This is a genomic window from Flavobacterium sp. PLA-DH12 (assembly GCF_059511845.1).
Window position 1 is genome coordinate 391,350 of the sequence record NZ_JCAMPD010000005.1, and the last position, 12,594, is coordinate 403,943.

11 protein-coding genes are annotated in these 12,594 nt (G+C 33.6%); 7 read left to right on the forward strand and 4 right to left on the reverse strand.

From position 1 onward, the window contains the following. Positions 1–154: 154 nt before the first annotated feature. From gcvP to AC5ZCW_RS12755, 6 genes are all read left to right on the forward strand, one after another. Positions 155–3,004, forward strand: a complete 2,850-nt coding sequence (gene gcvP, locus AC5ZCW_RS12730; protein WP_496120181.1) for an aminomethyl-transferring glycine dehydrogenase — start codon at positions 155–157, stop codon at positions 3,002–3,004. Between the two features lie 419 nt (positions 3,005–3,423). Further along, complete coding sequence (locus tag AC5ZCW_RS12735) at positions 3,424–4,482, forward strand: 3-oxoacyl-ACP synthase III family protein (RefSeq protein ID WP_496120183.1); 1,059 nt, start codon at positions 3,424–3,426, stop codon at positions 4,480–4,482. A gap of 151 nt (positions 4,483–4,633) precedes the next feature. Then, on the forward strand, positions 4,634–5,161 hold the full coding sequence (locus tag AC5ZCW_RS12740) for a methyltransferase (protein WP_177212549.1): 528 nt from the start codon (positions 4,634–4,636) through the stop codon (positions 5,159–5,161). A gap of 88 nt (positions 5,162–5,249) precedes the next feature. After that, positions 5,250–6,098 (forward strand): glycosyltransferase family 2 protein, encoded by an 849-nt coding sequence (locus AC5ZCW_RS12745; RefSeq protein ID WP_496120185.1) that lies wholly within the window; start codon positions 5,250–5,252, stop codon positions 6,096–6,098. 79 nt (positions 6,099–6,177) lie between these two features. Continuing rightward, a complete protein-coding gene (locus AC5ZCW_RS12750; RefSeq protein WP_012022541.1) occupies positions 6,178–6,924 on the forward strand; it encodes an MlaE family ABC transporter permease in 747 nt (248 codons plus the stop codon). Continuing rightward, entirely contained in the window at positions 6,924–7,688 is a 765-nt protein-coding gene (locus AC5ZCW_RS12755) for an ABC transporter ATP-binding protein (RefSeq protein WP_177211981.1), read from the forward strand. Before AC5ZCW_RS12750 ends, AC5ZCW_RS12755 begins: the two co-directional genes overlap by 1 nt. Before the next feature lie 111 nt (positions 7,689–7,799). Here AC5ZCW_RS12755 and AC5ZCW_RS12760 read toward each other — a convergent pair whose 3' ends face one another. From AC5ZCW_RS12760 to AC5ZCW_RS12775, 4 genes are all read right to left on the reverse strand, one after another. Continuing rightward, entirely contained in the window at positions 7,800–8,414 is a 615-nt protein-coding gene (locus AC5ZCW_RS12760; protein ID WP_496120188.1) for a SprT-like domain-containing protein, read from the reverse strand. Positions 8,415–8,476: 62 nt separating this feature from the next. Further along, complete coding sequence (locus AC5ZCW_RS12765) at positions 8,477–9,154, reverse strand: SDR family NAD(P)-dependent oxidoreductase (RefSeq protein WP_496120190.1); 678 nt, start codon at positions 9,152–9,154, stop codon at positions 8,477–8,479. Positions 9,155–9,189: 35 nt separating this feature from the next. Beyond that, positions 9,190–10,167: a M28 family peptidase gene (locus AC5ZCW_RS12770; protein ID WP_496120192.1), complete on the reverse strand. Its 978-nt coding sequence runs from the start codon at positions 10,165–10,167 to the stop codon at positions 9,190–9,192. Positions 10,168–10,308: 141 nt separating this feature from the next. Next, the gene (locus AC5ZCW_RS12775; RefSeq protein WP_496120194.1) at positions 10,309–11,451 is read right to left on the reverse strand and encodes an acyl-CoA dehydrogenase; all 1,143 of its coding nucleotides are present in this window, start codon (positions 11,449–11,451) and stop codon (positions 10,309–10,311) included. Positions 11,452–11,941: 490 nt separating this feature from the next. Between AC5ZCW_RS12775 and AC5ZCW_RS12780 the strand changes: the two genes are divergently transcribed. Further along, on the forward strand, positions 11,942–12,517 hold the full coding sequence (locus AC5ZCW_RS12780) for a chalcone isomerase family protein (protein ID WP_343544766.1): 576 nt from the start codon (positions 11,942–11,944) through the stop codon (positions 12,515–12,517). Positions 12,518–12,594: the final 77 nt, after the last annotated feature.

A 12,594-nucleotide genomic window follows, 5' to 3' on the forward strand; every position in this document is an offset into this window, starting at 1 on the left:
ATAAATTTGATAAAAAATGAAGTTAAAAATACCTATTAAATTAGTAATAATACTTAATTTTGCGCCACAAAAAAACAACACATTTACTTTTAAATGTGATTCGTACCATAAAATGGTGTACGAACACATTAATTAAAAAAACTTAGATAGCTACATGAAAACAGATGCTTTTGCTTTAAGACACATTGGTCCAAGAGAAACTGATCTTCAGCATATGCTGAAAACTATTGGAGTTGACTCAATCGAGCGACTTGTTTACGAAACCCTTCCAGATGACATTCGTTTAAAAGCACCTTTGAATTTAGATCCTGCTATGACAGAATTCGAATATGCAAATCATATTCGCGAATTAGGAAAGAAAAACAGAACATTTAAATCATACATTGGTTTGGGTTATCACCCAACTATCGTTCCGGCTCCAATTCAGAGAAATATTTTCGAAAACCCAGGATGGTATACAGCTTACACGCCTTACCAAGCAGAAATTGCTCAAGGTCGTCTAGAAGCTATTTTAAATTTTCAGACTACTGTTATTGAGTTAACAGGAATGGAAATTGCCAATGCCTCTTTACTAGATGAAGGAACTGCTGCTGCAGAAGCTATGGCGTTATTATTTGACGTTCGTACGAGAGATCAAAAGAAAAACAATACACATAAATTCTTCGTTTCTGAAGAAATTTTACCTCAAACTTTATCTGTTTTACAAACGCGTTCGACTCCAATTGGAATTGAATTAGTTGTTGGAAACCACGAAACATTTGATTTTTCAAATGAGTTTTTTGGAGCGATTTTACAATATCCAGGGAAATATGGTCAAGTAAATGATTACAGTGCTTTTGTTGCTAAAGCAAAAGAAAATGAAATCAAAGTTGCCTTTGCTGCTGATATTTTATCATTAGCAACCTTAACTTCTCCAGGAGAAATGGGCGCTGCAGTAGTGGTTGGAACTTCACAACGTTTTGGTGTACCAATGGGTTATGGTGGTCCTCACGCTGCTTTTTTTGCAACTAAAGAAGAATACAAACGTTCTATGCCGGGCCGTATCATCGGAGTTTCTATTGATGTTAATGGAAACCGTGCTTTACGTATGGCTTTAGGAACTCGTGAGCAGCACATTAAACGCGAAAAAGCAACTTCTAACATTTGTACTGCTCAGGTTTTATTGGCTGTTATGGCTGGAATGTATGCCGTTTACCACGGTCCAGAAGGATTAAAATACATTGCAAAAAAAGTTCACGCCTCTGCAGTCACTACTGCCGAAGCTTTAAATAAATTAGGAGTTTACCAAACAAATACTGCTTACTTTGACACGATTTTAGTAAAAGCTGATGCTCAAAAAGTAAAAACAGTTGCAGAAAACAACAAAGTAAACTTCTTCTACCCTGATGCTGAATCAGTTTCAATTTCGTTAAACGAAACTACTTCAGTTGCAGACATCAACCAAATCGTTGCGATTTTTGCTGAAGCTTTAGGAAAAGAAGCTGTGACAGTTTCTGAATTAACTGCTGCAAGTCAATTACCGGCTTCATTAGAAAGAACTTCTTCTTTCTTGACTCATGATGTATTCAACAATCATCATTCAGAAAGTCAGTTGATGCGTTACATCAAAAAATTAGAGCGTAAAGATTTATCATTGAATCACTCGATGATTTCATTAGGTTCTTGTACGATGAAATTAAACGCAGCTTCTGAAATGTTGCCTCTTTCAATGCCAAACTGGAACAGCATTCACCCGTTTGCACCAGTTGACCAAGTTGAAGGCTACCTAACAATGCTTAAAAAATTAGAGCAGCAGTTAAATGTAATTACTGGATTTGCTGGAACAACTTTACAGCCAAACTCAGGAGCGCAAGGAGAATATGCTGGATTAATGGCGATTCGTGCTTACCACATGTCAAGAAACGAAGGTCACCGTAATGTATGTTTGATTCCTTCATCAGCTCACGGAACAAATCCTGCTTCTGCAGCGATGGCGGGAATGAAAATCATTGTTACGAAAACGACTCCAGAAGGAAATATTGACGTAGAAGATTTAAGAGAAAAAGCGATTGAGCACAAAGATGATTTATCTTGCTTAATGGTAACGTATCCTTCTACTCACGGAGTTTTCGAATCTTCAATTATTGAAATCACTAAATTAATCCACGATAACGGCGGATTAGTATATATGGATGGTGCAAACATGAACGCACAAGTTGGATTAACAAATCCTGCTACAATTGGCGCTGACGTTTGTCACTTGAACTTGCACAAAACATTCGCTATTCCTCACGGTGGCGGTGGACCTGGAGTTGGACCAATCTGTGTGAATGAAAAATTAGTTCCGTTCTTGCCAACAAATCCAATCTTAAAAGTTGGAGGCGAACAAGCAATTACTGCTATTTCATCTGCACCTTACGGATCTGCTTTAGTATGTTTGATCTCTTATGGTTACATCACAATGATGGGTGCTGAAGGATTAAAAAGCGCTACAGAACACGCAATCTTGAATGCGAACTATATGAAATCTCGTTTTGAAGGCCACTACCCAATTCTTTATACTGGAGAATGTGGAAGAGCGGCTCACGAAATGATCTTAGATTGCCGTTCATTTAAAGAAAACGGAATTGAAGTAGGTGATATCGCAAAACGTTTAATGGATTACGGTTTCCACGCTCCAACGGTTTCTTTCCCAGTAGCTGGAACTTTAATGATCGAACCGACTGAATCTGAAGATTTAGCAGAATTAGATCGTTTTTGTGATGCGCTTATCTCAATCAGAAAAGAGATTGAAGCAGCAACTGCTGATGACAAAAACAACGTATTGAAAAATGCACCTCATACATTAGCAATGTTAACTGCTGATTCTTGGGATTTCCCTTATTCAAGAGAAACGGCGGCTTATCCTTTAGATTATATCGCTGACAATAAATTCTGGCCATCAGTTCGTCGTGTTGACGATGCTTATGGTGACAGAAACTTAGTTTGTAGCTGTGCTCCTATTGAAGCTTACATGGAAAGCTAAAATTTAGTTTTCTTATAAATATCCAAACCCGACAGATTTAAAAACTTGTCGGGTTTTATTTTTGTTTCAGGTTTCAAGTTTCAAGTTTCAGGTTTCAGCATAACTTGAAACCCGAAACCTGAAACTTTTTTAAACCAAATAGCAAAGAAGAAATCTGATTTAAAGAAACATAACTTTCTGCTAATCTTTTGTGAAATTATTTCAATAAAATTGAAATAATAGTCAAAAAACATTGATCTCCAAATCGTCTTCAATCGTTTGAAATCTAGGAAATATTAAAAAATCATTAGAAAAAAAACAATATATCAACCGAAAAATCGTTTTTTGACAATTATATGCGTGCATAGTATTTTTTATGATAGTTATCATAATATTATTTATACATTAGCATTAAATTTATCGGATAATTAAAGGGAAAAATGAAAATAAAAATTATTGGTATTGGGAGCTATATTCCTAATCTAGAAGTAAAAAACACAGATTTTGATAAACATGTTTTTTTAAATGAGGATGGAACTCCTTTTGGTTATCCGAACGAAGTTGTTATTAAAAAATTTAAAGGTATTACGGGAATTGAAAATCGTCGTTATGCTGAACCGCAATACAATGCTTCTGATTTAGCTTTCTTTGCTGCTGAAAAAGCCATTGCAAATGCTGCCATTGATGCAGAAACTTTAGACTATATTATCATCGCTCATAATTTTGGAGATGTAAAACCAGGAACTACTCAATCAGATATTTTACCGAGTTTAGCAACACGTGTTAAAAACAAACTAGGCATCAAAAATCCTAAGTGTGTGGCTTACGATATTATTTTTGGATGTCCAGGATGGATCGAAGGTGTTTTACAAGCCAATGCTTTCATCAAATCTGGAATGGCAAAAAGGGTTATGGTCATTGGAGCTGAAACGCTATCAAGAGTTGTTGATGATCACGATCGTGATTCAATGATTTATTCTGATGGTGCTGGTGCTTCAATTTTAGAAGCCTCAACTGATGAAGCTGGATTATTAGCTTATGAAAGCGCGACTTATGCAACTGATGAAGCCAATTACCTTTTCTTCGGAAAATCATACAATAAAGATTTAGATCCAGATACGAAATATATTAAAATGTATGGACGCAAAATCTACGAATTTGCTTTAAGCAATGTACCGTGTGCGATGAAAAGCTGTTTAGATAAAAGCGGAATTGCAATAGATGAAGTGAAAAAAATCCTGATTCATCAAGCAAACGAAAAAATGGACGAAGCAATCATCGAACGTTTCTACAAACTATACGACAAAACGGCTCCTAAAGATATCATGCCAATGAGTATTCACGATTTAGGAAATAGTAGTGTTGCAACTGTTCCTACATTATATGATTTAATACTTCAGGGAAAAGTTGAAAATCATGAAATAAATAAAGGTGATGTTCTTATTTTTGCTTCAGTTGGAGCCGGAATGAATATTAATGCCTTTGTTTACCGATACTAGTCGCAGTTTACAGTATTCAGTTTAACTAACTGTAAACTGTGATTGAGACTGAAAACTAAAAAAGTCCGCACTATAAGATGCGGACTTTTTTAGTATATTTGCGACCTAATTAACAAATCATGAACGAGAGATTAATTCGTTCACAATGAATATGTACGAAAAAACGTTTCCGAATAAAAGATTCAAACTTACTTTAGAGTTTTTAAAAAAGCACGTTAGCACATCTGAAACCATTTTTGATTTTGGTGTTCCAAATCCATTTTCAAAAATAATGGAAGAAAACGGTTATACTGTAAAAAATACAAAAGGAGAAGATTTAGACAACGACCAAACGGCTTTACAAACAGAAGATTATACCGTTTTTACAGCTTTTGAAATTTTCGAACATTTACTAAATCCGTACACTATTTTGCAAAATGTAAAGTGTGATAAATTGTTAATTTCAATTCCGTTACGTTTATGGTTTTCGCCTGCTTATCGTTCTAAAACCGATATGTGGGACAGACATTATCATGAATTTGAAGATTGGCAATTGGACTGGCTTTTAGAAAAAACAGGATGGAAAATCACAGATCGTCTTCAATTTACACATCCAGTAAAAAAACTTGGAATCAGACCATTATTAAGATACTTCACTCCGAGATATTATATTGTTGTCGCGGAAAAAGTTAAGAACTAAGATTGCAGATTAACGATTTTTGATTTTTGATTTTTAGATGATTTCCATACAATCTAAAATCTAAAATCTAAAATCTAAAATTCTTAAAATGAAATATTACATCGTCATTCCCGCACATAACGAACAAGATTTAATTGGATTGACATTGCAGTCTCTAATTACTCAAACTGTTGTGCCTACAAAAGTTGTGGTTGTAAATGACAATTCTACAGATAAAACAGAAGAAGTTGTACTGGGTTTTGCAAAAGAAAACCCATACATCTCTGTTGTAAACAAGACTTCAGATGCGATTCATTTACCAGGAAGTAAAGTAATTCAGGCTTTTCAGAAAGGCTTTGAAACTCTGGATTCTGATTATGATATTATTGTGAAAATAGACGGCGACTTAATTTTTCCTCCAAACTATTTTGAAACCATAATCAAACATTTTGAATCCGATCCTAAAATCGGAATGGCTGGCGGATTCTGCTATATTGATAAAAACGGCGAATGGGTTTTAGAAAACCTAACCGATAAAGATCATATTCGTGGTGCTTTGAAAGCGTATCGAAAAGAAACTTTTCAGCAAATTGGAGGTTTGCGACCTGCAATGGGATGGGATACTGTAGACGAATTGCTTTGCAAGTATTACGATTGGAAAATAGTTACCGACGAATCTTTACATGTAAAACATCTAAAACCGACAGGTGCAAACTATAACAAAACAGCTCGTTACAAACAAGGCGAAGCTTTTTATACTTTAGGTTATGGTTTTTGGATCACGGCGATTGCTTCGGCAAAACTAGCAATGATGAAGAAAAAACCATTTCTATTTTTAGATTACATTAAAGGATTTATGAAAGCGAAAAGCGCCAAAACTCCTTTATTAGTAACTCCCGAACAAGCTAAGTTTATTAGAAATTATCGTTTAAAAAAAATGAAAGAAAAGTTAATTTGATCAGTAAAACACTCGAAAAAACTGAACTCATAACTCATAACTCATAACTTCTTTTTACCTTAGCCAATATTTAAAACTTATGATGCTAATTCGTTATTTATCCCAAATAGGAAAATATTTTTTAATGCTGAAAGAAATTTTCAATAAACAGACCAAATGGCCTGTTATGAAAAATTTAATTTTCAAAGAAATCGATGATTTGATTATTGACTCCCTTGGAATTGTCTGCTTTATATCTTTTTTCATTGGAGGAGTTGTTGCCATTCAAACAGCTTTAAACTTAACTAACCCATTAATTCCTAAATATCTTATTGGTTTTGCTACACGTCAATCTGTAGTTTTGGAATTTGCTCCGACTTTTATTTCGGTAATTATGGCTGGTAAAATGGGATCTTACATCACTTCAAGTATCGGAACAATGCGCGTTACAGAGCAAATTGATGCGTTAGAAGTTATGGGAGTTAATTCTGTTAACTATCTTGTTTTCCCAAAAATTATAGCTTTATTAATGTACCCTTTTGTTATTGGAATTAGTATGTTTTTAGGAATTTTTGGAGGATGGCTTGCTTGTGCTTATGGAGGATTTTCAACTGGTGCAGATTTTATTATGGGAGCTCAAAAAGATTTCATACCGTTTCATATTACTTATGCATTTATCAAGACTTTAATATTTGCGATGTTATTGGCAACAATTCCATCTTTTCATGGTTATTATATGAAAGGTGGTGCATTAGAAGTTGGTAAGGCAAGTACAACATCGTTTGTATGGACATCTGTTACTATTATCCTTCTAAATTATATATTAACTCAATTATTATTAGGATAATGATAGAAGTAAAAAATATAGAAAAATCATTTGGCGACAGTAAAGTTTTAAAAGGCGTTTCGACGGTATTTGAAACTGGAAAAACCAACTTGATTATTGGACAAAGTGGATCTGGAAAAACAGTTTTATTAAAAACGTTATTGGGAATTCATACGCCAGATTCAGGAACAATCGAATTTGACGGTAGAGTTTATTCTGATTTAGATAAAGATGAAAAACGTGAATTAAGAACTGAAATCGGAATGGTATTTCAGGGTTCTGCTTTATTTGACTCGATGACAGTTGAAGAAAATGTAGCTTTTCCGCTAAAAATGTTCACCAATAATAGCAAAGCACAAATTAAAGAAAGAGTTGACTTTGTTTTAGAAAGAGTAAATCTTGTTGATGCTCACAAAAAATTACCTTCTGAGATTTCTGGAGGTATGCAAAAACGTGTGGCTATTGCACGAGCTATTGTAAACAATCCGAAATATTTGTTTTGTGATGAACCAAACTCTGGATTAGATCCAAATACTTCGACTTTGATTGATAACCTGATTCAGGAAATTACAAAAGAATATAATATTACAACCGTAATCAACACACACGATATGAACTCTGTGATGGAAATCGGCGAAAATATTGTTTTTCTAAAGAAAGGCTTAAAAGCTTGGCAGGGAACTAAAGAAGAAATCTTTAAAACCGATAATGAAGCAATAGTTAAATTCGTATATTCTTCTAACCTATTTAAGAAAGTACGTGAAGCATATCTGAAAGGATTATAGACTTTAAATTCGAAAATATTAAAAATCCCAAACTCCAAGTTGCTTATTGGAATTTGGGATTTTTTTATTGACTTCTCCAGTAATCGGAATTTGGAATTTAGATATTGGAATTTAGGTATTGGAATTTTTTAAAGTAATTAATTCAACCTCAGCATTCGGATTAAAAAGATACGTTTTCCCAGAACTGATTTCTAAGCACTCAAAGCGCTTTGTTCTAACGGCTATTTTTTTAAAGACCTTGCCATTCTTAATTCTAAAAATACTTCCGTAAGGAATTTCGAAAACGTAATTTTTATCATTTTCTTTATCGTATTGCTTTAATGCCAAAGACAAAGTAGTATCTGTATCACTACTTGCAGAAGGATTTTTAAAATGTCTTGCTAACAAAGGTAAAATATGACCCGGAAATATTTCTGGTCGAATAAACGGAACCATTAAACGCTGAAAAGTATACTTCCATTCATTTCCATGTGGCTTTATATTTCGTCCAAACTTTTCAAAAGCAACTAAATGTGCAATTTCGTGAATCAGTGTAATTAAAAATCTGTATTTATTTAAACTTGCATTAACCGTAATTTCATGCTTACCGCTTGGTCCGCGTCTATAATCACCGTGACGCGTCTGACGTTCGTTTACAATCTTCAAGTGAACCTGATTGGCCACTATCAAATCAAAAACGGGTTTTACCGCATGTTCTGGAATATATTTAGCTAAAGTATCGCTCAATTTTAAGTTAAATGTTATTTGTTAGATGTTAAACGTTTTAAAATTGGAATTTGAAATTTAACTTACGGATTAGTTGATGAAACTTCAAGTACCTTTCCGTTAAAGTATTTATTACCGTTAAGCGTAAAATCATAAATATAATTTGCCATTCCTTCCGCTGAAATCGGTGCTTGATATCCTGGAAATGCTTCGTTTAGCATTTCTGTTTGAACAGAACCCAAAGCCAAAACATTAAATGAGATTCCTTTTTCTTTATATTCTTCTGCTAATAATTCAGTTAAAGTAATTACAGCTCCTTTACTCGAACTATACGCTGCCAATCCAGCAAACTTCAAACTTCCGCGAACTCCACCAATCGAACTAATTGTAACTACGTGACTTCCTTTTCCTAAATACGGAAGACAAATTCTAGTCAAATTAGCAACAGCAAAAACATTCACTTTATAAATGCTTTCAAAATCTGCCTGTGTAGTTTCTGCAAAAGGTTTTAAAAGTAATGCACCTGCATTATGAACTACTGCATCTACTTTTTTCCATGTTGAAGAAAGAAAACTTTCTACTTCATGCAAAGCGGTTTCGTCTGCTAAATCAACCGACAGACAAGTTACATTTTGATGTTGTAAAAGTGTTTTTGGTATTTTTCTCGAAATGGCCAATACTTGATTTCCTGCATTTGCAAACTGCAATGCCAATTCATAACCAATTCCTCTACTCGTTCCGGTAACAATAATATTTTTCATGGAGCAAAAATAATCAAATGGTGTAAAACAGCCTCTTATTTGTTCATGGTTATTTCTTGCGTTGGAGAATCGGCAATTTTTGTTACCGCTGGCAATAATTCCTGCGTGAAAGCCGTAATATGTGGAATGTCCATTAATTTGAATTCATCTGAAACATGATGATAAAAATCAAAATTTTCAAAATCAAAAGTACTTAGAGATTGACATGGTTTTCCGAAAGCTTGAAAAAATGAATAATTATCAGATCTATAAAACAGCTTATACTCTGCTTCTTTCGGTAAAAATCCTATGGTGTTTTTCCCTGTATATTCATTTATTTTTTGCGCCATGTTCGATTTATCAAAACCTGTTATATAAGCTAGATAATCGCGTTTCATTGGAACACCGATCATTTCGATATTTAATTGCGTGTAAAGATTGAAATTTTGCTTTTTCAATTTCTCAACTAAACTTTTAGACCCTAATAATCCTTTTTCTTCTCCAGCAAAAAATACAATTAATATACTTCGTTTATTAGCTTTAGTTGTGCTAAAATATTTTGCCATTGCAGCTACAGAAGTTACTCCCGAAGCATCATCATTGGCACCATTATTAATTTTATCAGCCTGATCTTTTGTCTCCAAACCAATATGATCGTAATGCGCGCTCAATACAACAAATTCTTTTTTTAGTTCGGGATCTGTTCCCTCAATAACTCCAACAATATTAAACGCTGGTTTTTCGAAATTGGTTAAAGTATCACGATAAGTTTTAAAATACGGTTTAATTTTATTTTTCTTTAAAAAGTCTTCCAAGAAAACGGCCGCTTTTTCAATTCCTTTCGTTCCAGTCTCACGTCCTTCTAATTCATCAGAAGAAAGATATTTTAGAAAATCTGAAATTTCAGATTCCTTTACTTTATAACTGATTTCTATGGGTTTTGAAACTCCTTTTATTTCATTCTCTTTTGTTGTTGAAGTTCCCGATTTGCATGCTAGAAAAACAAGAGGAAGCAGAAAGTATAGCTTTTTCATAATGTTTGGTTTGATTTAATACTGAGTAAAAAACAAAAATTTACTTGAAGGCATAAACTTATGAAAAGTAATAGAATATTCATAAAAAAACCCTTTCAAACTAAAAGCTGAAAGGGTTTTAAAATTTATTTTGAAATTTATTTATCCTGCAATAACTGCTCTAGAAATTACAATTTTTTGAATTTCAGAAGTTCCTTCGTAGATCTGAGTGATTTTAGCATCACGCATTAAACGCTCTACATGGTATTCTTTCACGTATCCATTTCCTCCGTGAATTTGGACAGCTTCAACTGAAGTATCCATAGCAACTTGCGAAGCAAATAATTTTGCCATTGCACCACTCACATCGTAATTTTTATGATTGTCTTTATCCCAAGCTGCTTTCATACATAAATGACGCGCCGCTTCGATGTTTACAGCCATATCTGCCAATTTAAAAGCAATTGCCTGATGATTGCAGATTTCAGTTCCAAAAGCTTTACGCTCTTTAGAATATTTCAAAGCCATTTCATAAGCTCCAGAAGCAATTCCTAATGCTTGAGATGCAATTCCTATTCTACCGCCAGCCAAAGTTTTCATAGCAAATTTAAATCCGAAACCATCTTCTCCGATTCTGTTTTCTTTTGGAACTTTAACATCAGAAAACATTAAAGAATGTGTATCAGAACCACGAATTCCCATTTTTTGTTCTTTCGGGCCAACTGAGAAACCTGGCATATCTTTCGTCATAATCAAAGCATTGATTCCTTTATGCTTTAATTCTGGATGAGTTTGTGCAATTACTAAATATACAGAAGCTGTGTTTCCGTTTGTAATCCAGTTTTTGGTACCGTTCACTAAATAATGGTCTCCCATATCAATTGCAGTAGTTTTTTGCGAAGTAGCATCACTTCCTGCTTCAGGTTCACTTAAACAGAATGCTCCGTGAATTTCTCCAGAAGCTAAACCTGGCAAGTATTTTTGTTTTTGCTCTTCAGTACCATATTCTTGTAATCCCCAGCAAACTAGTGAATTGTTTACCGACATGACAACAGAAGCGGAAGCATCTACTTTAGAAATTTCTTCCATTGCAATAACGTAAGAAATGGCGTCTAAACCACTTCCTCCGTATTTAGGATCAACCATCATTCCCATAAACCCAAGCTCGCCCATTTTTTTGACTTGCTCAGTTGGAAAAATTTGTTTTTCGTCTCGTTCAATAACTCCCGGCAATAATTCATTTTGAGCAAAATCTCTTGCTGCCTGCTGAATCATTAAATGTTCCTCGGTAAGATTAAAATCCATAGTAGTATTCTTTAAAGTTTTTTCAACCAAATTTCAAACAGAGCTTTTTAGTTGATGGTTTTTTATGTTTTTGTTTTTTTCAGTGCCTAAACTTTTCAGTTCAAAGGCTTCCAAAGATACTTTTTAAATGTGTAAATTACAATGCACGCATATAAAATTAGTAGATCAGCAAAGATTACGATAACGTTTTCGCTATTGTTTAGCTTTTTTTTCAAAAGAGCGTCAATTTAGCAACAAATTTTCTAAAATTTAAGATTCGAATTAGCTTGAATTTTCATTATTAATTTAAAAAATGAAGGCAATTAAATCTAAAAAAAATTAAACAATTCTTAAAATGAGTAAAACTACGTAAACTTAGTCTTACTAAAGTGATTTCTAATGTAATACAAAAATTAAACATCAAATTGAGAAGAAAAAAACATTACCAATATGAGCCAAATATTAAGAAATTAACATTATTTTTGACCAAAAAATAAATAATTGATAGAACATGAAAAAGATTTTACTTTTGCTGACAATGCTTTTAAGCTTGCAATTTTCGACTGTTTCAGCGCAAACGCAAATTGATGTTAATGGTGTAACTGTACCAAGAAAAATAGAATTTCAAGGTAAGTCATTACAATTAAACGGAGCAGGCGGAAGATCAAAAATGTGGTTGGAAGTTTATGTTCAGGCATTGTACTTATCTCAATTGACTCAAGACCCACAATTCATTATTGACAGTGATACTGAAATGGCTGTTCGAATAGAAATTACTTCTTCTATGGTTTCTTCAAACAAATTGACAAAAGCTATGAACACAGGTTTTGAAAAATCTGCAGGTGCAAATCTTGAGCAGTTACGTCCAAGAATTGAACAATTAAAAAGTTTCTTAAGCGATGCCATTACAGAAAAAGATGTTTTCATTTTAGCATACAACCCATTAGACCAAAATGTTTACATTTCTAAAAACGAAGTTTTGAAAGGAAAAATTCCTGGATTCGATTTCAAAAAAGCATTATTCGGAATCTGGCTTTCTGACAAACCAGTTGACGAAACTTTGAAAAAACATTTATTAGGACAATAGTTCTTAATTTTTTAAATATTCAAAAAGCCGTCCCGAAAAATTTCGGGACGGCTTTTCTTTTATGTTTTATAAATTTG